A 21,624-nucleotide genomic window follows, 5' to 3' on the forward strand; every position below is an offset into this window, starting at 1 on the left:
CACGTCTCGCATCCTCCTGCCGACCCGAACGGCGGGTCAGAGCGATCCCTTGGTCGAGGGAACGCGACCGCCCTCGCGGGGATCGATCGACACCGCCTGCCGCAAGGCACGGGCCAAGCCCTTGAAGCAGCTCTCCGCGATATGGTGGGCATTCTCACCGTAGAGCGTCTCGACATGCAGCGTGATGCCGGCGTTCATGGCGAAGGCCTGGAACCACTCGCGAACGAGCTCCGTGTCGAACTGCCCGATCTTCTCGACCCGGAACTGGGTTCGGAACACGAGGAACGGCCGCCCCGAGATGTCGATGGAGACCCGCGTCAGGGTCTCGTCCATCGGCAGGTGGATGTCGGCATAGCGTCCGATGCCGCGCTTGTCGGCCAGGGCCTGGGCGAAGGCCTGTCCCAGGGCGATACCCGTATCTTCCACCGTGTGATGGTGATCGACGTGGAGGTCGCCCGTCACCGCCACGTCGAGGTCGAACAGCGCGTGGCGCGCGAACAGCTCGAGCATGTGGTCGAAGAAGCCAACCCCCGTCGAAACCTGGGCCCGGCCCGTCCCCTCGAGGTCGAGGGCGACCTGCACGTCGGTCTCCGCGGTCTTGCGGCTGATGCGGGCGGCGCGCTTGGCCTCTTGGGTCACGGGTTCGGTTCCGGTTCCGGTTCGGGGACGAACCCGCCTTCTAGAGGGAAGACCGGGTCGCGGAAAGGGCGGACGGCGCCGAATTCACCGGCGCCACCGGCCGCTCAGCCGTTCAGGACTCGGGCCGCCACCGCATCGAGCTTGGCGAGAAGGGCCGGGTCGCGCTGCGCCGGAGCCGTCATGATGGCGCCGTCGAGGGCACGCTCCGTGCCGACGGGGCACGGCACGCGCTCGGCCGGGAAATCGCGGGCGAGGCGGGCGACGAGGCGCGCGGCCTTGTCGGCATTGGCCCGCGCGACCGCGACCACGGCCGCGACGTCGACGGCATCGTGGGTCGGATGCCAGCAGTCGAAATCGGTCACCATCGCGATCGTCGCGTAGGTGATCTCGGCCTCCCGGGCGAGCTTCGCCTCCGGCATGTTGGTCATGCCGATCACATCATAGCCCAGCGCCTTGTAGGTGGTGGACTCGGCATAGGTGGAGAATTGCGGCCCCTCCATGCAGACGTAGGTTCCATCGCGATGGATCGCGATGCCCTCAGCCTGCGCCGCCGCAGCGATGCGTGCCTGCAGCGCCGGGCCGACCGGATGCGCCAGGGAGACGTGGGCGACGCAGCCATCCCCGAAGAACGAGCTGGCGCGGCCATGGGTGCGATCCACGAACTGGTCGACGAGCACGAAGAGCCCGGGATGCAGCTCGGCCTTGAACGAGCCGCAGGCCGAGAGCGAGACGAGGTCGGTGACGCCGGCCCGCTTCAGCACGTCGATATTCGCCCGATAGTTGATGCCCGAGGGGGAGAAGCGGTGCCCCCGTCCGTGGCGGGCCAGGAACACCACCTTGGTCTCGCCGATGCGGCCGATGCGCAGGGCGTCGGAGGGCTCACCCCAGGGCGAGGCGATCCGTTCTTCGCGGACATCCTCCAGGCCGGGAAGGTCGTAGACCCCGGACCCGCCCATCACGCCGAGCACCGCTGCCGTCATCCTGGTCTCCATAACATTCGCGCCGGTCGCCCCTCCTTGGGGCGCCGGCGCGGATCGTGTCAACGAAGGCCGGGCGGGTCCGGATGGACCGCCCGAACCAGTTCAGTAGGTCTTGTGCAGCTCGGGCTGGAGGCCATGCACCTCGCCGCCGACCTTCGCCCAGATCTTTTTCTTCACGTAGTAGAGCAGGCCGGACAGCACGAGCAGGAACAGGATCACCCGCAGGCCGAGAGCCTTGCGTGCCATCATGTGCGGCTCGGCCGCCCAGGCCATGAACGCCGCCACGTCGCGCGAGTACTGGTCCACTGTCTCAGGTACGACCGGCTCACCCTTGTCGTTCTTGGCGTAGGTCACCTGACCATCGCTGATCGGCTTGGGCATCGCGATCAGGTGCCCGGCATAGTACTTGTTGTAGTAGGTCCCTGCCGGGATCTCCTTGCCTTCCGGCGGATCCTCGTAGCCGTTCAGGAGCGCGTGGATGTAGTCGACGCCTTGCTCGGAGAAGCCGATGAACGGCATCGCGTCGAAGACGAACCACGGGAAGCCGCGCTCGTAGGTACGGGCCTTGGCGAGCACGGAGAAGTCCGGCGGCGCCTTGCCTCCGTTGGCGGCGGCAGCCGCCTTCTCGTTCGAGAAGGGCGACGGAAAGGCATCGGCGGCACGGGCGGGACGGTCGACGTCCTCGCCGGCATCGTTCTGCTCCTTCACCTTGTACTGGGCGGCAAGCTCCTTCACCTGCCCGGTGGTGAAGCCGGGGCCACCCTCCTCCGAGAGGTTGCGGAAGCGCACCAGGCTCATGCTGTGGCAGCTCGAGCAGACTTCCTTGTAGACCTGAAAGCCGCGCTGAAGCTGGGCCTGGTCGAAGCGGCCGAAGGTACCGGCGAAGCTCCACTTCTCCCGGGGCGGATGGGGAGTTCCCTCATCCGCCGACGCGACGGTGACGCTGATGACGGCCGCGAGCAGGGACGCGGCGAGGACGCGGGTCGTTTTCATGGTTCTCAAAAGTCCCCTGCCCTCAACCCTTGGATGACGGTGCGGCTGCGGCGCCGACCGGCATGCCGGACCCGCCCACCTGCTTGCCGGGACCCGTGACCGTCTCGAGGATCGAGCCCGGAAGAGCCTTCGGCGTCTCGAACAGGCCGACGAGCGGCATCACGAGAAGGAAGTGCAAGAAGTAGTAAGCGGTGCAGATTCGGGCGGCGATGACATAGCCACCTTCCGGCGGCTTGGCGCCGAGCCAGCCAAGTACGATGCACACCACCACGAAGAGCCAGAAGAACTGACGGTAGATCGGGCGGTAGTTGCACGAGCGAACCCGGGACGTATCGAGCCAGGGTGCCAGGGCCAGGATGAGCACCGCGCTGAACATCAGGATGACGCCGCCGAGCTTGTCCGGCACCGCGCGCAGGATCGCGTAGAACGGCAGGAAGTACCATTCCGGAACGATGTGGGCGGGCGTCACGGCCGGGTTGGCCGGCACGTAGTTGTCGGCGTGACCGAGATAGTTCGGCTGATAGAAGATCCAGTAGGCGAAGAAGGCGAAGAACACCACCGACGCGAAGACGTCCTTGATCGTCGCGTAGGGCGTGAAGGCCACCGCGTCCTTGCCCGACTTGATCGGAATGCCAGCCGGGTTGTTCTGGCCCGTCACGTGCAGCGCCCAGACGTGCAGGATCACCACGCCGGTGATCATGAACGGCAGAAGGTAATGCAGCGAGAAGAACCGGTTCAGGGTCGGATTGCCGACCGAGTATCCGCCCCAGAGCAGGCTCTGGATCGTGTCGCCGACCACGGGGATCGCGGCCAGGATGTTTGTGATGACGGTGGCGCCCCAGAAGCTCATCTGGCCCCACGGCAGCGTGTAACCCAGGAAGGCGGTTGCCATCATCAGCAGGTAGATGATCACGCCGAGGATGTAGAGCACCTCACGCGGGGCCTTGTACGATCCGTAGTAGAGCGCCCGGAAGATGTGGACGTAGACCGCCACGAAGAACATCGAAGCGCCGTTGGCGTGCATGTAGCGCAGCAGCCAGCCGTAGTTCACGTCGCGCATGATGTGCTCGACGGAATTGAACGCATTCGCGGCCGACGGGTCGTAGTGCATCGCCAGCCAGACGCCGGTGACGATCTGCGACACCAGCATGGCGATCAGGATCGCGCCGAAGGTCCAGAAGTAGTTGAGGTTCCGCGGCACCGGGAAGGAAACGAAGGACGAATGCACCAGCCCGATCAGGGGAAGGCGCGATTCGAACCATTTCGCCAAGGCACTCTTGGGAACGTAGGTATTGCCGTGTCCGCTCATGGGGCGACCCGCTCCAAATCCTGTTTCAGGGTGTCAGGCGACGGCCTTGCCGCCCTCCTCGCCGATCCGGATCTTGGAGTCCGACTCGAAGACGTAGGGGGGGATCGGCAGGTTCGTCGGGGCGGGACCCCGGCGCACCCGTCCTGACGTGTCGTAGAGGGAGCCGTGACAGGGGCAGGACCAGCCCTCGTACTGTCCCTGGTGGCCGATCGGCACACAGCCGAGATGCGTGCAGTTGCCGTAGACGACGAGCCACTTGGCGTGGCCCTGCTTCACACGTGCCGAGTCCGGCTGCGGATCGATGAGATCGGAGAGCTTCACCTCGGACGCTTCCTTGATCTCCTTCTCGGAGCGACTGCGCACGAAGATGAGCTTGCCCCGCCAGAACACGTTGACGATCTGGCCTTCCTGGATCGGCGTCAGGTCGACTTCCAGCGGTGCGCCGGCCGCGATGGTCTCGGCGTCGGGCGCCATCGAGGCGACGAACGGCCAAGCCAGGGCACCGGCCCCGACGGCTAGTCCCGCGCCCGTCGCGAGAAACATGAAATCGCGACGCGTGCCGTCCGGCGCGCCGTGGGAGCTCTCGGGATCGGCTGCCGTGTTCGCCAAGTGTCAAACTCCAAGCATGATTGCGCCGGGCGACCCTGATCCCAACCCTGCGGTCAGGGCCGGCCGGGACCTTAGAGGCTTTCAAAGGAATGTCATCCCGGCGGGACGGAAGCACCATCCCACATGATTGTGCAATGCGACCCCGCGTCACCCGAAGTCAAGGCGCGAAGCCTTGCAGAACGCGCGGTTTCTATTGGTCGAGCGACCCCATTCCGAAGGTGGCGCAGGAAGACCACAGAAGACATGCACAGATGCGCGGACCGATCCGATTCCTGTTGGCGGTCATGCACATGCCGGGGGTATCGCGGACACCGTCCCACAGGCTGTGGCTCGGAAGGATATCGCCGATTGCGCGCATTGCTGGTTTCACCCGGCCTGGGGTGGACGCAGTCCTCAGCGTGGCCGCTTGGCGACGTCCGAGGCAGCCAGGACAGGACACGGGTCAAATTCACCCGTCATCTGCACTCGCTCTGGTTGCATGTCTTCCAATGATCCTCCACCTCTTGCCGGCTGTGCGTGTTCGTCGAGATAGCGTATCGCAGTGGGACGGGCTCGATCGATCCGTCCGGTCACTCCGTCCGGCCGAAAGACTCGATGGATACCCGTCATCCGCAGTTCCTGCCGCCCATCGCCGTCACCCTGGTGGCCTCGTCCTTGCTGGCAATGCGGTGTCTGCGGATGGTCGGTGGAATGATCGACCCCGATCCGCTTGCCTTGGTCATGGTCAAGCAAGGTGACCCGCCGGCGACCCTGCCGGATGCGGACACCGTGCCGTTGGCGGACGTTGTGGATTGGGTCCACTCGCGGCAACGCACGGCGCGGGCGGGAGATGTCACGTGAAGGGCGCACGCCTGGGCCTTCGATCCATCGAAGGGATGAGACACATGCTCCTGCGCGGGCGACGTGATGCGGCGGAGCGAGGGCGTCACGACGCCGAGGTCCTGCAGGACGCGTTCGAGGCCTTTCCAGACCCGCAATTCATCGTCGCGGTCGAGCCCGGTGGCGAGATGCGGCTCGAGGCCTGGAATGCGATGGCACGAGGCCGTTACGGCCGCACCCAATCGATCGATCGCGCACTTGCCGATCTGCTGCCTGCAGGCCTCATGGCGCTGGTGCGCGCGGGCGTTGAGCAGGTGGGCGAGGCCGGTAGGAGCCTTCGCATTCGGACCGAGACCGCGCATTCGGCGGAGGAGCATGGCTGCGAAGCGACCTTGGTCCCCTTGCGGGCGACGGACGCGAAGGCGATTCGACGTGTCCTCGTCAGTCTGCGCGAACTCGGGCCCGTGCAGCTGGCGGACACCGCACCGCCGGAGTCTGTTCGTCCCACCATCGACGTAAAGCAGGCGGCTGTCAGAGGACAGGAAGCCGGCGAAAACGTTCGATCGTACACCGAACCGGTCTCGGAGCGGGATCGAACGGATGACCGCCCGACCAAGGAGTCACCGGCTTCGATCCCAGTGGTGCCGAACGTGCCGCGCCCCCCGGATGAGCGCCTACGGGAAAGCGAAGCGCGTTATCGCCTCTTGGCCGATTATACCTCGGACCTCATCGTCCTTGACGATGTCAGTGGCCGCCACCTCTACATCTCGCCCGCGGTGACGAGCATGCTCGGCTACACCGTGGAGGAGGCGAACCGCATCGGACTTCGGACCCTCGTCCACCGGGAGGACATCGCAAACCTCTCGGCTCTCCTTCACGCGCTCGGCTCCAGGCAGCCGACGGGGTCGGTGATCTATCGGATGCGGCATCGTTCCGGGCATGACCTCTGGGTCGAGGCTGCCTTTCGGCGTATCGAGGAGCAGGGCGAGATCCAGGTCATTCAAGCAATCCGCGACGTCACGCAGAGACAGAGACAGGAAGCCGACCTGCACAATGCCCGCGTCGCGGCCGAAGCTGCTGTACGGGCGAAGGCCGAATTCCTCGCCACGATGAGCCATGAACTGCGCACCCCGCTGGCGGGCATCCTCGGCGTGCATGACCTCCTTCAAGGCGATTCCAGCCTGAGCCGAAACCAGGCACGCCTCGTCGGTCTCGCGCAGGAAGCGGGACGCTCGCTGCTGACCATCGTGAACGACATCCTCGATGTTTCGAAGATCGAGGCAGGTCGCCTCGTGATCGAGTCGCTCCCCTTCAGCCTGATCGAGCTGATCGAGGGCTGTCGGGAACTCAGTGTCGAGATTGCACAGGGGCGCGAGGTCCGCATCGCGACGGAGATCGGACCCGAGATTCCGGATTGGGTTTTGGGCGACCCGACCCGATTACGCCAGGTCATCCTCAACCTCACCACCAATGCCATCAAGTTCACGCCGCACGGCTCTGTCACCATACGGGCGGCCTGGAAGCCGGCGCCGGACGACGGTCCGCGGCATCGATCGACCCTGCTGATCGAACTCGAGGATACGGGAATCGGCATTCCGGAAGACGCGCTGCCACAGTTGTTCGAGCGCTTCGCGCAGGCGGACGAATCGATTTCGCGACGCTACGGCGGAACCGGTCTCGGCCTCACCATCTGCAAGCGTCTGGTTCACCTGATGGGTGGCGCGATCGGCGCGCGGAGTCAGGTTGGCGAAGGCTCTACCTTTTGGTTCGAGGTGCCGCTGCGGCTCGCCGAAGCGGAGAACGAAGCCGAACGCTCCCGCCTTGCCAGCCTTGGCCGGCCGTCTCCACAGCGCTGGCGCATCCTGCTCGCCGAAGACAATTCGATCAATCAGGAGATCATCGGCACGGTCTTGCGCCACAAGGGTCACACCGTGACGGTGGTGGACGATGGCGAACAGGCGGTGGCGGCGGCCTCCGGTTCCGAACGGCCTGATCTGATCCTGATGGACGTGCAGATGCCGGGCCTGAACGGTCTTGTGGCGACCCAGATGATCCGGACTCGTGAACGTCAGGACGGGCGCTCTCCCATCCCGATCGTCGCGCTGACCGCCAATGCCATGCCGGAGGAGATGGAGCGGTGCCGCGCCGCCGGCATGGACGCACATGTCGCGAAGCCCATCGAGTGGCCGGTACTGTTCGCGACGCTGGAGCGTCTCGCGGGGCGGATCGAACCGGCCGACCATTCGGACATGCCCGCCCTTACTAAGGAACGCCCCGCCCCGTGAGGGGCGAGGCGTCGAAGCTCGCAGCGCTGGTGCGTCGATTTTAGTACGCGGCCGGGTCCGCGCTGTCGCTCGGCGAGGCGAAGGCCTTCACCATGGCCTCGCTCATCGGCAGGTTCAGGTTGATGCCGCGCGGCGGGATCGGCTTCGTGAACCACTTGTCATAGAGAGCCTTGCCCTCCGGGCTCTTGTAGAGCTTGGCGGTGGCTTCATCGGCAACGGCCTTGAAGGGCGCGTCATCCTTGCGGAGCATGATGCCGTAGGGCTCCGGCTTGGAGAGCGCCTCGCTGGAGATCGCATAGGCACCCGGATCCTTCGAGCTCGCGGCCAGCGAGGCCAGCAGCACGTCGTCCATGACGAAGGCGACCGCGCGGCCCGTCTCGACCATCAGGAAGGCTTCGGCATGATCCTTGGCCGGCAGAATGGTCAGGCCGAGATTGCGAGCGGTGTTCGCCTCGTTGATCTGGCGGATGTTGGTGGTGCCCGAGGTCGAGACCACGGTCTTGCCCTTCAGATCATCGATCTTGTCGAGATGCGCCGACTTCTTGGCGACGAAGCGGGTGGCCGTCAGGAAGTGGGTGTTGGTGAAGGTAGCCTGCTTCTGGCGATCGGCGTTGTTCGTCGTTGAACCGCACTCGAGGTCGATGGTGCCATTCGCGATCAGCGGGATACGGGTGGCCGAAGTGACCGGGTTCAGCTTCACCTCGAGGTTCGGAAGCTTCAGGTTGGTCTTCACGGCCTCGGCGATCTTCTGACAGATCTCAAGGGCGTAGCCGACCGGCTTCTGATCGCCGTCGAGGTAGGAGAACGGAACCGACGCATCCCGGTAGCCGATGGTGATCGTATTGGTTTCCTTGATTTTCTTCAGGGTTCCGGTGAGCTCTTGCGCCTGGGCGCTCCCTGCCGCGAGCACGGACAGCGCGACGCTGACGGCAACGGCGGACAGGGTGGATCTCTGGTGACACGAACGCATCTGCGGGCTGACTCCGGGAGGTCGATCACGGTTCGGCGATCGACAGGACTGACTTGGGCAACGTAGCAGCGGCGCGAGCCGCCGCAATCGTTGTTTTCGCGCTGTCCAAGCTGGCAACGCCCCCGCCCCTGGCAAAGGTCGTGCCGAACGGGTCCGCTATGGAGGTTGCGTCAGGTCAAACTCCCACAAACAGATCGGCAGCATGCAAAAAGGCCCGACTTTTCAGCCGGGCCAAATCGCATGTCTCGAAGTTTTGGATCCATGAAGATCCGGGCTCACGAGGAGCCCGGATCGCGCCGTTCCGTCGGCTTAGAAGTCGCGCTGGACGCGGCCGCGGATCTGGAAGGTATCCGCGGAGTTCACGGTGCGGACAGCCGCACCGGCATTGATCTGCGCAGCGGTCAGGGTGCCGTTGTTGTACTGGTCAACCACACGGCCGTTCTGAAGCGCGACGCGGGTGTAGAAGCCCTCGACACCGATATCGAGGTCCTTCACCGGCGACCAGATCAGGCTGCCGCCAGCCACGAACTGGTTGTTGTCACGCAGCGTGGGGCTGAGAGCGAACGAACGGGTGCCCGGAGCGCCGACGAACAGGGTGGAGCTCGCGTTGCCGGCGAAGGTCGAACCGGCATAAGCGAGGGCATTGGCTTCGCGAGCGCCGCGAGCGAAGGCCATTTCGCCATAGCTGCCGAAGGCAGCCGAGCGCCACTCAGGCGACCAGTAGTGCAGGTAGGCAGCCGTGACGGTCCAGCTGTTGGACAGCTCGATCCTGCCGGTGAGCGGGTTCAGAGTGGCGTCCGACATGAAGGGGTCGAAGCCGGGGCCGTTGATGGTGCTCGCCGAACGAGTATAGCTGCCGTTGTACGAGGAGTAGCCGGTATAGAGGGTCGCGCCCTCGCCGTAGGCGCCCTGCAGGTACAGGGTGTCGCCCGGAGCGATGAAGGGCATGTTGATCTTCACACCAGCCTGCACGGCCCAGCCGTACTCGCTGGAGGCGGAAGGACCGGGACCGACGAGGCCGGGAGCGAAGCCGTTGGCGGCACCGACAACGGTCGGGTTTCCGATGATGTTGCTGGTGTTCAGCTCCTTGACGGCGGCAGAGAGCTGAGCGGAGCCCCAGGCGGCGTCGTAGCGGAGCACGCCGACGAAGTCGGGCATGCGGTTACGCTGCGTGGCGTCGATCGTACCGAAGGTCGGCACGCCGACGGCATTCGTCGAGATCAGGACACGATCCGGCGACGCTGCGGTATTTGCGACGTTCTCCTGAGAGAAGATCGTGTTGCGGCGGAAAGTCGGATCTTCCATCGAGACCGTCGCCGAGAGGCCGCTGTCGCCCAGCTTGCTCGTGTAAGCGAGCAGGTTGGTGGACTGCAGGTCCGAGTTGGCGGTCGCGCCAGCGAACTCGAAGTCATGGGCGTAGAAGTCGAAGAACGAAGATGCGCGACCTGCGGTGAGACCGGCGAACTGGATGAACGCCTTATCGGTGTTCACGAACTGCTGGGCGCGGCCGAGCTGGTCCTGGCCGGTGGCGCCGAAGGCGTTGCCGATGCGCTCCTGGGTGCCGGAGCGGAGGCCGCCGGTGGCGCCGGTGCGCGAGGCGAACTGGAGACGCACGAAGGCACGCAGGGTGCCGTAGGCGGTCTGCGTGCGGGCATCGACGTTGATGCGGGCGAGGCCGATGTAACCGGTGGTATCACCCTGGTTCTGAAGGCTGCTGCGCGCCGAAGTGGGCTGGTAGCCGACGTCGAGGCGGGCGCGGCCCGAGAGACGGATGCAGGTATCGGTGCCCGGGATGTAGAAGAAGCCGGCGCCGTAGGCGGAGCAGACGCGGACGTACTCGATCGGAACAGCCTTCTTGACCGGGAGGTCAGCTGCCTGTGCTCCGGCGACCGCAGCAAAACCTGCCGCGGAGGCGAGAAGCGAGCTCTTCAAGAGCTTCATTGATATCTCCAAAAGCTTCGAGACCCGAGGGAAGGCTTACTGCGCCCGAGACCTCTATGGATCCCGGTGTCGCGTGGCCCTTTGTTCTTGAATGACCGAGCGTTGACCGCTGGAAATTGTCTTGCTGCCCTGGCGTTGCCCCCAGCGCAGGATCACTCTGTGCGAGGCGGTTCCTGGCGGCAACTCGGAATCGTGATCGAGGTGGCGGTTCCAAGGCGCTGTTGCGGCGTTGCAACGTTCAGCAGACGGCTAAGTGACTGTTCTGAGGGCAGGTTTTCGGAGCTTCAGGCACCGAATTACGCTCTGTTCCCATGGAGGGAGGCACGAGCAAGTCCTCGAAAATACGGAATAATCTGTGATTTTTGACACATTTCGGCGCCGCGGCGCACGTGGACCATTTTTCGGAATCGTTCACACCGCGCTAATCTGCGAGGCACCTCGCGCAAAATGCTGTGCACCCGTTCAAAACACACCCGCAACGGATCCAGGCAGTGGACAGCTTTCGATGACCGGGTTCGAATCGGGCTGGGTATGAGGGAAGCGTGCCGCGTCCGCCCGGAATCAGCCCGATCGTCAATCCTGCAGGCCGATCACTTGGAAGTTGGTGTGAAGCTCGTCCGACATCGGCACGTTGAGACGGATGCCGGTCGGCAGGCGCTTGAGAAACCAGCGCTCAAAGATCCAGCGCAGCTCGCGGGATTCGGCGAGACGCTGGAAGGTCGCGGTGACGAGGCCGGCGAATTGCACGTCATCCTTCCGGAACATCAGGCCGTAGGGCTCGAACGACAGCTTGTCGGGCAGCACCGTGTAGGCGGATCCGTCAGATCCCGCGGCGGCGATCAGGCCGTAGAGCAGGACGTCGTCGAGACCGAGGGCATCGGCCCGTCCGTCCCGGACCATCGCGAACGATTCCGCATGGTCGTGCCCGGTGACGAGCGTGACGGGGATGCCGAGGCGGGCGAAGAGCGCCCGCAGAGCGCCTTCGTTCGTGGTGCCGGCGGTGACCGCCACCGTTCGACCGGCCAGATCGCGGAACGAGCCGACCGGAGTACCGCGCTTCACTAGGAGCTTGGTCGCGCTGAAATAGGTGATGGGCGAGAAGGACACCGTCTTCCGCCGCTCGGCATTGGCGGTGGTCGAGCCGCACTCCAAGTCGATCCGGCCGGACGTCACAGCCGCGATCCGCGTCTCCGACGTCACCGGTTCGTAGACCACCTTCAGATCCTTGCGCCCGATCTCCCTGCCGATGTCGTCGACCACCTCGAGGCAGAGGTCGAGAGCGTAGCCGACGGGTTGGCCGGAGGAATCCTTGAAGGAGAAAGGCAGGGAGCTTTCCCGGTAGCCGAGGCGGACGGTGCCGGTTTCGGCAATCGTCTTCAGGGTACCGGAGAGAACGTCGATCGCCCGTGCCGAGCCGCTGCCGACCAGCAACCCGACACCGGCCAGGGCCCCGATGATGGCACAGCGTGCTGACATGTGAGACCTCGCCAAGAACCGACGCCCGGGCACCGGATGTCGCCGCGCGACGCGCACGCGGCCGTTTGCTATTCGGCCGGCTCGGGCAACGGGCTGACGTCACGGTCCAGACGCTGGTCGGTGAGCGTCAGCTGGCCCTCCCACTTGGCCACCGCTACGGTCGCCACGCTGTTGCCCAGCACGTTGGTGGCCGAGCGGCCCATATCGAGGAACTGGTCGATGCCAATGATGAGCAGCAGGCCCGCCTCCGGGATCTGAAAGGTGGTGAGCGTCGCCGAGATGACCACCAGGGAAGCGCGCGGCACGCCCGCCATGCCTTTCGAGGTCACCATCAGAAGCAGGAGCATCGTGAGCTGCTGCCCGAGCGTCAGGGGAATGTTGTAGGCCTGCGCGATGAACATTACCGCGAAGGTGCAGTACATCATCGACCCATCGAGATTGAACGAATAGCCCATCGGCAGCACGAACGAGGTGATCTTGTTCGGCACGCCGAAGCGCTCGAGATTGGTCAGGGTCTTTGGATAGGCCGCCTCGCTGGAGGCGGTGGAGAAGGCCAGGAGGAACGGCTCCTTGATCAGGTCGAGAAGGCGCTTCATCGCCGATCCGACGAGAGCGAAACCCGCCAGGGCAAGAAGGCACCACAGCATCGCCAGGCTGAAATAGAACTCCAGCATGAACTTGCCGTAGGTCACGAGCACGCCGATGCCCTGAGTGGTGATGGTCGCTGCGATCGCGGCGAAGACGGCGATCGGGGCGAAGCCCATGACGTAGCCGGTGATCTTCAGCATCACGTCGGCGAGGCCCTCGATCCCCTGCGCGAGCAGCTTGCCCTTCTGGCCGAGAGCTGCGAGCGCGACGCCGAAGAAGATCGAAAAGACCACGATCTGCAAGATCTCGTTGTTGGCCATCGCCTCGACCGGACTCTTCGGCACGAGGTGGGTGACGAACTCCTTCAGGGAGAGGGATGCGGCCTTGAGGTTGGTGGTGGCGCCGGCATCGGGCAACGGCAGGTTCAGGTTGTCGCCGGGCCGAAGGATGTTGACCATCACCAGGCCGAGGAGCAGCGAACAGAGCGAGGCACCCACGAACCAGAGCATCGCCTTGCCGCCGACGCGGCCCACCGAGGCGGTGTCACCCATATGCGCGATGCCGACGACCAGCGTGGAGAAGACGAGCGGCGCGATGATCATCTTGATCAGGCGCAAAAAGACGTCACTGATTAGTGCGATGTATCCGGAGATCTCCTTCGAGGTCTGTGGATCGGGCCACGTGATGTTGCAGAGATAGCCGACGGCGATCCCGAGCAACATCCCAATGAAGATGTACGTGGTGAGCCTGGACTGCATCGCTCTTCCCCACCGCCCCGCTCGAGGAACCAAGTTTTCGGTTCACCCGGAACGGTTCTGCACGAGGCATGCCAGGCTCGAGGTCACGATAACGGCCAGGGGATGAAACTCCGGGCCGGAACGTGCCGCTCGAGGCGCTCGTCGAGGGAGGCTAGCCTTTTTCCGGCCACAATCAAGCGCCGCCTTCGAGGGCGTCGCTCGGCAGAGGACTCCTCAGGCTGCACGCAGGCGACGGGCTGCCTCGGCCGAGCGTCGAATGAGATCCGGCTCCGGCGCGCCCGGCGGGACGACCCAGCTTCCGCCGACACAGAGAACCGGCTTCAGGGCGAGCCAGTCAGCGGCCGTCGCCTCGGAGATGCCCCCGGTCGGGCAGAACCGGACCTGCCCGAAGGGACCGGCAAGCGCCTTGAGGGCCTTGATGCCGCCGGCGGCTTCGGCCGGGAAGAACTTGAACCGGTCGAGGCCATGGTCGAGCCCGCGCATGATGTCCGCCGCATTGGCCACGCCCGGCAGGTAGGGCACGCCGCGGGCGAGCGCGGCACGCGTCAGCGGATCGGTCAGGCCGGGGCTCACGATGAACTGTGCGCCCGCCTCCATCGCCGCATCGAGGTCGCGCGGGTTCAGGACCGTTCCGGCCCCCACCACGGCACCCTCCACCCGCGACATCGCACGAATCACGTCGAGGGCCGCCGGCGTGCGCAGGGTGACCTCCAGGGCGGTCAAGCCGCCCGCCACGAGGGCACGGGCGATCGGCTCGGCCTGGGCGACCTCCTCCACCACCAGCACCGGGATGACGGGAACGGAGCGCATCAAGGCATCGATGGTGGTCATGGGCAGCGTCCTTGGCGGAGGAAGACGGTGAACTTAGAGGCCGGCGGCCGCGAGCATGGCTGAGGCGCCCTGCTCGGCACCATCAGCACCCTGGCGCATGAAGGCGAAGAGCTCGCGACCAGTGCCGAAGGCAGGCGGCGGCGCGGCGGCTTCGTCCCGAGCCTCCCAGTCGGAGGGGTCGACGAGGACCTCCAGGGAGCCGTCCTCCGCGCTCAGGCGCACGACGTCGCCGTCGCGGATCTTGGCCAGGGGACCGCCGCCGAGCGCTTCGGGGCTGAGATGGATGGCCGCCGGCACCTTGCCGGACGCGCCGGACATCCGCCCGTCGGTGACGAGGGCGACACGGAAGCCGCGATCCTGAAGAACGCCGAGCTGCGGCGTCAGCTTGTGCAGTTCGGGCATGCCGTTGGCCCGGGGCCCCTGGAAGCGCACCACCACCACCACGTCACGATCGAGCTCGCCGGCCTTGAAGGCCGCCATGACGTCGTCCTGGTCGTCGAAGACGCGGGCCGGAGCCTGGATCGTCCAACGCACCGGATCGACCGCGCTGGTCTTGAAGGTGGCCCGGCCGAGATTGCCCTTGACCAGTCGCATGCCGCCGTCCGGCTGGAAGGCGTTGGCCGGGCTGCGCAGGATGGTCTCGTCGTGCGAGCGGTCGGGTGCGTCCTCGAAGACGAGGTTGTCGTTGATCAGCTTGGGGTCGCGGGCGTGGTCACGCAGGCGTGCGCCGGCCACGGTGAGGAGATCGTCGTGCAGGAGACCGGCATCGATCAGGCTGGCAATGACGTAGGACATCCCGCCGGCCGCGTGGAAGTGGTTCACGTCACCGGAGCCGTTCGGATAGACCTTGGCCACCTGCGGGACAACGGCCGAGAGGCGATCGAAATCTGCCCAGTCCAGAACGATGCCGGCCGCCCGGGCGATGGCCGGCAAGTGAATGGCGTGATTGGTCGAGCCGCCGGTGGCCAGCAGACCGACGACCGCGTTCACGATGGCCTTCTCGTCGATGCAGCGCCCCAGCGGCCGGTAGTCGTTGCCCGTGGCGCCGATCTCGGAGAGGCGGTGAACCGCCGCCCGGGTCACGGCCTGCCGCAGCTTCGTGCCGGGATTGATGAAGGAGGCACCGGGCATGTGCAGGCCCATCACGTCCATCATCATCTGGTTCGAGTTGGCGGTACCGTAGAAGGTGCAGGTGCCGGCGCCGTGATAGGAGGCCGACTCGCTCTCGAGCAGCTCGTCGCGGCCGACCTTGCCCTCGGCGTAGAGCTGGCGGATGCGCTGCTTCTCCTTGTTGGCCAGCCCGGAGGGCATCGGGCCAGCCGGGATCAGGATCATGGGCAGGTGGCCGAACCGAAGCGCTCCGATGAGGAGGCCGGGGACGATCTTGTCGCAGATGCCGAGCAGGGCCGCGCCGTCGAACATGCCGTGGCTCAGAGCCACGGCCGTGGAGAGCGCGATGGTGTCGCGCGAGAACAGCGACAGCTCCATGCCGCGCTGACCCTGGGTGACCCCGTCGCACATCGCCGGCACGCCGCCCGCAACCTGCGCGGTAGCGCCGACCTCACGGGCGAACAGCTTCATCTGCTCAGGGTAGCGGCCGTAGGGCTGATGCGCCGAGAGCATGTCGTTGTAGGCGGTGACGATGCCGATGTTCATAGCCCGACCGGACTTGATGACCGCCTTGTCCTCGCCCGAGGCGGCGAAACCGTGAGCGAGGTTTCCGCAGTTGAGCATCGGGCGGTGGACACCCGAGTCGCGCTCGCGGGCGATCAGATCGAGATAGGCCTTCCGGGTTGGTCCGGAGCGTTCGACCACGCGCGCCGTGACGGCAGCGATTTCCGGGTGAAGCGCGCTCATGGCCAATTCCTCCTCGAATCCGGGCAATGCCCGCCGCCAGCTTGCGCCGGGCGCGATGACCCGCGCCAGCGCCGACCGATCACGCCACCGCGACAGCGCCGCGATCACGGGGTCTGATGACAATCCGACCCACGCGCCGTCAATGGCATCCGGGCGCTGGCCTGGCCACCACCGACTGCAGGTTGCGGGCCAAGCCGTCCGTCAGTGACTTCCCGCCGCGAGGGCTGCGCCGGGCTTGTGGTGCGTGCCCAGGCGCTCGACCATCGTGGCCGTGGCGACATTCATGCCGACGATCTCCACCGCCACGCCGTGGTGGCGGTACTTCAGCACGACGCGGTCGAGGGCGTTGATCCCGCTGATATCCCAGAAGTGGGCCGCCGCGAGGTCGATGACGACCCCGGTCAGACCGGCCTCGCGAAAATCGAAGGCGCCATGGAAGGCTTCCGCGGTCGCGAAGAAGATTTGTCCGGTCACCCGATAAGTCCGCGCCGTACCGGTCCGCTCGGACGCCACAGAGAAGTAGCGCGTGACCTTGTGAGCGAAGAAGAGACCGCTCAGCACCACCCCGAACAGCACGCCCTTGGCGAGGTCGTGGGTCGCCACCACCACGGCGACGGTGCCGACCATGACGACGCTCGAACTCTTCGGATGCGTCAGGAGGGTCCGCAGGGAGCCCCATTGGAAGGTGTTGATCGAAACCATGATCATCACCGCCACCAGGGCGGCCATGGGAATCTGCGCCACGTAGGGGCCGAGTACGACGATCAGGAAGAGCAGGAATACCCCCGCCCAGAGCGTGGACAGCCGGCCCCGGCCGCCGGACGAGACGTTGATCACCGATTGCCCGATCATGGCGCAGCCCGCCATCCCGCCGAACAGGCCGGCGCCGATATTGGCAATTCCCTGCCCGGCACATTCGCGGTTCTTGTCGGAGCCCGTGTCTGTCATTTCGTCGAGGATCGCCGCCGTCATCAGGCTTTCCAGCAGCCCGACCATGGTCAGCGTCAGCGCGTAGGGCAGGATGATCCGCAGGGTCTCCCAGGTGAGCGGAACCTCAGCCAGCGCGAAGACCGGCAATTCGGTGGGCAGGGATCCCATGTCGCCAACCTTGTGGATCGGCAGGCCCATCGCCATCGAGAACGCCGTCAGGACGAGGATCGTGATGAGCGGCGAAGGCACCGCCTTGGTCAGGTAGGGCAGCCCGTAGATCAGGCCGAGACCGATCGCCGTCATCAGGTAGACGGTGGTCCCCTGCCCGACCAACTCGGGCATCTGCGCCAGGAAGATCAGGATCGCCAGCGCATTGACGAATCCCGTCACCACGGAGCGCGAGACGAAGCGCATGAGATTTCCCAGGCGCAGGAAGCCGGCCGCGATCTGCAGCAGGCCGGTCAGGATCGTCGCGGCGAAGAGGTAGCCGAGGCCATGCTCCTTCACCAGCGACACCATCACCAGGGCCATGGCCCCGGTAGCGGCAGAGATCATCGCCGGGCGTCCGCCCGCGAAGGCGGTGATCACCGCGATGCAGAACGACGCGTAGAGGCCGACCTTCGGGTCCACCCCGGCGATGAGCGAGAAGGCGATCGCCTCCGGAATCAAGGCCAGGGCGACGACGGTGCCGGCCAAGATTTCACGCGTGATATTGGGAGCCCACTGGCTCCGCAGATTGGTCAGGGTCATGAAAATGAGAAATCCAATCGTTCCCGCGCGCGGTCGAGCGGCTGGGAATCGAGACGGGGAATGCGAGACAGGCCATCCGACACGCGTCGCGGGACAGCCACATGGAGCCTGGATGGAGCGCAGGCGCTGAGGAGAGCGGAGCTACGGCGGCGTGGGCCGTGCGTACAATCTGGCTCGATCCTTCAACATGCGGTGGGTCATAACAGGATTATGCCGCGACGCAATGGGAGCGGAGGCAGCGCCGGGAAGGGTCCGTCGCTCCAAGCGAAGCACGTAGGCCGTTTACGTGCGTGCAAGCTAGAAGCGTATAAGCTCTCCGCGATCGTCGGTGAACGAGCCTCATGCCCGAAACGAACTCCAGCCTGATCGAGGCTGCGCGCCGCAGGCCCTGGTATCGGCTGCGACTGCCAAAGGACCTCGAAGCACAGTTTACCGAGACGACGCGCTGGTCTCGGGCGACCTACATCCAGTCCTGGCTCCTGATCTTCATCGTCTTCAATGTTCTGTCACTGAAGATGGATTTCGACCTATTCGGTCCGGAGCAGTTTGGGGTTCCAGCTTTCCTGACCTTGGGTGTGTTTCTGCCTGCGGGTCTCGCGGCGATCGCGGCGCTGCACGGCATCACCAGCGCTCGGCGTCAGGCCGGGATCGTCATCGGTATCTCGGTGCTGGACATGGTGATCGTCCTGAACAGCGCCCGGATCGCACCGCAGACCCACGCGGATACCTACCTGATCCTCGCGGTGATCGTCCCGATGGTCGTCGGCATGATCGCGCCGCTCTCCTTCCGGCACAGCCTCGTGCTCTGCGGAAGCGCCTTCAGCCTCTACGCGGCCTACGTCGTCGGATTCGTTCTTCCGCGCAGCGAGGCGACCGGACTGCCACTCCTGATCGCGAGCCTCACCCTCGTGCCCATCAAGCTCGCCTATTCCCGCGAGTGGACCTGCAAGGAAGCGTTTCTCCTCACCTTGGAAAAATCCGCCCGCGACGTCGATCTGGCAGCCGCCAATGCGCGCCTGACGATCCTGTCCGAGACCGACAGCCTCACCGGACTTCGCAATCGGCGCAGCGCCAATGCGCGCGTGCAGGCCGGATGGGCTGACGCCTGCGCGGACGGCGCCTGGGCCACGCTGATGCTCATCGACATCGACGCCTTCAAGCGTCTGAACGACACCGCCGGCCATCCCGAAGGCGACCGGTGTTTGAGACTGGTCGCCCAGGCGCTCGCGGCGGCGGCTGCCCGTCACGACGCCCAGGCGGCGCGCTACGGGGGCGAGGAGTTCATCGTCTTCCGGCCGTGTGCAGACCCGTCGGAGGCGGTACGGATCGGTGAGAGCCTGCGCCTCGCGGTTCAGGCCCTGGCCTATCCCCATCCGGGTCTCCCCGACGGCGCCTGCGTCACCGTCAGCGTCGGAGTCGCGACGGCGCATGGAAGCCTGGGATCCCTTGCGACGACGGCCGCCGATCTCCTCAAGGCTGCGGACGATGCCCTCTATCGGGCCAAGCGCGGCGGACGGAATCGGGTGGAAACCACGACTCTGGCACCGGTATCGGCCAATTCCGACGGGGCTCGAACCAGCGCCTTCGGCTGACGACGTCTACCCACGGACAACACCGATTGATTCGAACCGTCTAATCGAGACCGTCATCGACGAAATAGGCCTCCCCGGCCGGGTCCCGGACCTCGTAGACGGGGGCGCGGCGCGGCACCGGCCGCACGACGGCGGCCGCCCGATAGGCTCCGTACGGCTCGCGCCCCATCTGCATACCGGCGGACATGACACCGTCCTCGTCACCGCGGCGGCGATGCGAAGCCATCACGGAACTGCCCTCGATCACCACCCGGGTCTTGCCCATGCCCTCAGCCTTGACGAGGCCGAACAGGGTCGCGGCGTTCTTCGGTGCGAGCCGGACGCAGCCATGAGAGGCCGCGCTGCCGAGACGTCGCGTGTGATTGGTCCCGTGGATCGCGTGGCCCTGCCCGGTAAAGAAGATGGCGTTCGGCATCGGCGCGTCGTCGAATTCGCGCGAGAAATGCGTGCGCTCCATCCGGAACGGGCGATGGGCTCCGCTGGGTGTGTCGTAGCCGTCCACGCCCGTAGAGACGGGCCAGTCGTAACGGGTCTGCCCGTCGACCGTCACGGTCATGCGCTGCGCGTCCTTGTCGACAGCGATCAGGACCTCCGCCCGGGCAGGACAGGAAAGGATCGTCGCCAGGGCGAATCCAGAGACCAGTGACGTCAGGCGGGTGCGCATCGAACCCCTCGGAGACCACGAACGAAGCTGGAACGCCTACGCTTGCGGCGTGCGTTGGTTCCAGCGCGGCACGGATCAGGTGCCAGCGGCCGGATCCGGCCGCCGAACCTCGGCCGCCGCCGTCTTCATCACGTTCGCCACGAGCGTATAGGTTTCCACCCAGGCCTCGCGGACTGCAGGCGTGAAATCCGGGCCCAGGCCCTGCTCAAGCGTCCAGAGCAGGGCCGCGCCCACCGGCTCATAATGAGCGGCCTGCGTTCCGAACGAGACGTGCTGGCGGCCGAGCGTCTGAAGCGCCGGCACCACCGTCTCCGGTTTGTGCAGGTTCGTGACCGCGAGGCCCAGCATCGCCATCAGCTTCTTCTTCTGCTCGCGCATATCCTCCGGAAACATCGGGCGAACCTGCGGTGCGATCTCGAACAGACGTCCGTAGAACAGATCGGCCGCCGTGCCGGCGATCGGCCGAACCTTGGCGAAACTGTCCTGGACGAGAACGATTTGTTCCGGGGTCATGCGGAGCTCGACATGAGAGGGAGTGATCGCGGCGCGGATGCGTGCGACGTTCTTGCGCCGGCAGCGACATCCCACAAGAGGGAATGGTGTCCTAACCGCAAAACGGACTGTTCCGCTGGGGCGGTTTCCTGCGGCGGACGTTCGGCCGACCGACCTGAACGAAGCCTGCCAGAACGCTTCAGCTGGGATGCATGACCGAATCGGCACTCTGTCCCTCGACAGCCGGGACAGCACCGGTTGGGTCACCGAGACCGTGCACGATGCCGGCCTCCTCGACGAAACAGGGGATGGGCGATGAAGACGTTGGCAGCTTTGACGGCCGTTGCACTTGTCGCGATGGGCACGATCGGAACCCCCGAGGCTCAGGCCCGAGGCCAGGGCGGCGCGATCGCGGCCGGGGTGATCGGAGGGCTCGCGGCGGGGGCCCTCCTGGGCGCCGCCGTCTCGGAGGCGCACGACACTTCCGCCTACGGGTACGGGCATCGCCATCCCGAACCCCGCTATGCCTACGACGACGAGGCTCCGGTCGTGCGCTACCGGCCGGCTCCCGCAGTCCGCCCTTACGAGTACGACGCGGTCCCGGTCTATCGCAGACCACGTGTCTCGGTTCCAAACTACGATGAAGGATTCGCCGGATATGGCTATCGCCGCGCCCGGTATGGCTATCGGCAGGATTGTGAGCGCCCCTACGGTCACGGTGGCTGGTAGTTCGACCGATCGGGGGCCAGCCGGGCAATCGGCTGGCCTCCTTCGCGCGTCGTCACGGACAGGGTCGCAACCGTCTGTGCCGACCGGCGTTGTCACTATTCGCGGGTAGATACACTATCCGTCAGCGAACGGCGCCGCAGCCGACTGTCGAGATGGATTTCGAATACCCGTATTTCTGCTTTCCCCGGCCCGACAATTGTAACCGGACTCCCTTCCGTGTCGGTGTCGACCGCGCCTTGGCACTCTCGTTCCCGCCTCCGCTCGACGGCGACCTTCCCGACCGGATGGCGAACGCCCTGGAGGCGCTGGTTGCTGCCCTCGTGCCGCCTCACGAAGCGGACGGCTGATCGCGGCCGACCCAGGGCGCGGCGGGTTCGGTGCGGGATGCCCGGAATCGCATACTCTCGCTCCC

General features: G+C 65.7%; 19 protein-coding genes. 5 read left to right on the forward strand and 14 right to left on the reverse strand.

Annotated features, from left to right (window positions below; genetic code table 11):
* Positions 1-36 precede the first annotated feature (36 nt).
* The 5 genes from hisB to petA all read right to left on the reverse strand — a co-directional run bounded on the left by hisB (position 37) and on the right by petA (position 4,530).
* Positions 37-639 carry an imidazoleglycerol-phosphate dehydratase HisB gene (gene hisB / locus AC1MGR_RS20945; RefSeq protein ID WP_480232808.1) on the reverse strand — a complete coding sequence of 201 codons (603 nt, stop codon included), beginning with the start codon at positions 637-639 and terminating at the stop codon, positions 37-39.
* A 104-nt stretch (positions 640-743) separates the two neighbouring features.
* On the reverse strand, positions 744-1,619 hold the full coding sequence (locus AC1MGR_RS20950) for an S-methyl-5'-thioadenosine phosphorylase (protein WP_480232809.1): 876 nt from the start codon (positions 1,617-1,619) through the stop codon (positions 744-746).
* 102 nt (positions 1,620-1,721) lie between these two features.
* Positions 1,722-2,612, reverse strand: coding sequence for a cytochrome c1 (locus AC1MGR_RS20955; protein WP_480232810.1), 891 nt, complete (start codon positions 2,610-2,612; stop codon positions 1,722-1,724).
* A gap of 22 nt (positions 2,613-2,634) precedes the next feature.
* Positions 2,635-3,921, reverse strand: a complete 1,287-nt coding sequence (locus AC1MGR_RS20960; RefSeq protein ID WP_108034914.1) for a cytochrome b — start codon at positions 3,919-3,921, stop codon at positions 2,635-2,637.
* A gap of 33 nt (positions 3,922-3,954) precedes the next feature.
* On the reverse strand, positions 3,955-4,530 hold the full coding sequence (petA, locus tag AC1MGR_RS20965; protein WP_056467436.1) for a ubiquinol-cytochrome c reductase iron-sulfur subunit: 576 nt from the start codon (positions 4,528-4,530) through the stop codon (positions 3,955-3,957).
* Positions 4,531-5,124: 594 nt separating this feature from the next.
* Here petA and AC1MGR_RS20970 point away from each other — a divergent pair.
* Both AC1MGR_RS20970 and AC1MGR_RS20975 read left to right on the forward strand, forming a co-directional pair.
* Complete coding sequence (locus tag AC1MGR_RS20970) at positions 5,125-5,370, forward strand: hypothetical protein (protein ID WP_480232811.1); 246 nt, start codon at positions 5,125-5,127, stop codon at positions 5,368-5,370.
* 44 nt (positions 5,371-5,414) lie between these two features.
* The gene (locus AC1MGR_RS20975) at positions 5,415-7,634 is read left to right on the forward strand and encodes an ATP-binding protein (protein WP_480232812.1); all 2,220 of its coding nucleotides are present in this window, start codon (positions 5,415-5,417) and stop codon (positions 7,632-7,634) included.
* A 40-nt stretch (positions 7,635-7,674) separates the two neighbouring features.
* Here AC1MGR_RS20975 and AC1MGR_RS20980 read toward each other — a convergent pair whose 3' ends face one another.
* The 7 genes from AC1MGR_RS20980 to AC1MGR_RS21010 form a co-directional block, all read right to left on the reverse strand.
* Positions 7,675-8,604 (reverse strand): amino acid ABC transporter substrate-binding protein, encoded by a 930-nt coding sequence (locus AC1MGR_RS20980; RefSeq protein WP_480232813.1) that lies wholly within the window; start codon positions 8,602-8,604, stop codon positions 7,675-7,677.
* A 309-nt stretch (positions 8,605-8,913) separates the two neighbouring features.
* Positions 8,914-10,545, reverse strand: coding sequence for a porin (locus AC1MGR_RS20985; RefSeq protein WP_480232814.1), 1,632 nt, complete (start codon positions 10,543-10,545; stop codon positions 8,914-8,916).
* Between the two features lie 573 nt (positions 10,546-11,118).
* The gene (locus AC1MGR_RS20990; RefSeq protein ID WP_480232815.1) at positions 11,119-12,021 is read right to left on the reverse strand and encodes an amino acid ABC transporter substrate-binding protein; all 903 of its coding nucleotides are present in this window, start codon (positions 12,019-12,021) and stop codon (positions 11,119-11,121) included.
* A gap of 68 nt (positions 12,022-12,089) precedes the next feature.
* Positions 12,090-13,367 carry a dicarboxylate/amino acid:cation symporter gene (locus AC1MGR_RS20995; RefSeq protein WP_108034909.1) on the reverse strand — a complete coding sequence of 426 codons (1,278 nt, stop codon included), beginning with the start codon at positions 13,365-13,367 and terminating at the stop codon, positions 12,090-12,092.
* Between the two features lie 213 nt (positions 13,368-13,580).
* On the reverse strand, positions 13,581-14,198 hold the full coding sequence (gene eda, locus AC1MGR_RS21000) for a bifunctional 4-hydroxy-2-oxoglutarate aldolase/2-dehydro-3-deoxy-phosphogluconate aldolase (protein ID WP_480232816.1): 618 nt from the start codon (positions 14,196-14,198) through the stop codon (positions 13,581-13,583).
* Positions 14,199-14,231: 33 nt separating this feature from the next.
* Entirely contained in the window at positions 14,232-16,055 is a 1,824-nt protein-coding gene (gene edd / locus AC1MGR_RS21005; protein WP_108034907.1) for a phosphogluconate dehydratase, read from the reverse strand.
* Positions 16,056-16,256: 201 nt separating this feature from the next.
* Positions 16,257-17,735, reverse strand: a complete 1,479-nt coding sequence (locus AC1MGR_RS21010) for a SulP family inorganic anion transporter (protein ID WP_480232817.1) — start codon at positions 17,733-17,735, stop codon at positions 16,257-16,259.
* A gap of 341 nt (positions 17,736-18,076) precedes the next feature.
* Here AC1MGR_RS21010 and AC1MGR_RS21015 point away from each other — a divergent pair, with 341 nt between their 5' ends.
* Positions 18,077-19,327 (forward strand): GGDEF domain-containing protein, encoded by a 1,251-nt coding sequence (locus tag AC1MGR_RS21015; protein ID WP_480232818.1) that lies wholly within the window; start codon positions 18,077-18,079, stop codon positions 19,325-19,327.
* A gap of 40 nt (positions 19,328-19,367) precedes the next feature.
* Here the strand turns inward: AC1MGR_RS21015 and AC1MGR_RS21020 are convergent, their stop codons facing one another.
* The gene (locus tag AC1MGR_RS21020) at positions 19,368-19,991 is read right to left on the reverse strand and encodes a L,D-transpeptidase (RefSeq protein ID WP_480232819.1); all 624 of its coding nucleotides are present in this window, start codon (positions 19,989-19,991) and stop codon (positions 19,368-19,370) included.
* A 75-nt stretch (positions 19,992-20,066) separates the two neighbouring features.
* On the reverse strand, positions 20,067-20,504 hold the full coding sequence (locus AC1MGR_RS21025) for a globin family protein (protein WP_108034903.1): 438 nt from the start codon (positions 20,502-20,504) through the stop codon (positions 20,067-20,069).
* Positions 20,505-20,798: 294 nt separating this feature from the next.
* Here AC1MGR_RS21025 and AC1MGR_RS21030 point away from each other — a divergent pair, with 294 nt between their 5' ends.
* Together AC1MGR_RS21030 and AC1MGR_RS21035 are read left to right on the forward strand one after the other, a co-directional pair.
* The gene (locus AC1MGR_RS21030) at positions 20,799-21,212 is read left to right on the forward strand and encodes a hypothetical protein (protein WP_480232820.1); all 414 of its coding nucleotides are present in this window, start codon (positions 20,799-20,801) and stop codon (positions 21,210-21,212) included.
* Between the two features lie 152 nt (positions 21,213-21,364).
* Positions 21,365-21,559 (forward strand): hypothetical protein, encoded by a 195-nt coding sequence (locus tag AC1MGR_RS21035; RefSeq protein WP_108034901.1) that lies wholly within the window; start codon positions 21,365-21,367, stop codon positions 21,557-21,559.
* The last annotated feature ends 65 nt before the right edge of the window (positions 21,560-21,624 follow it).

This window comes from Methylobacterium sp. BI1 (assembly GCF_056680125.1).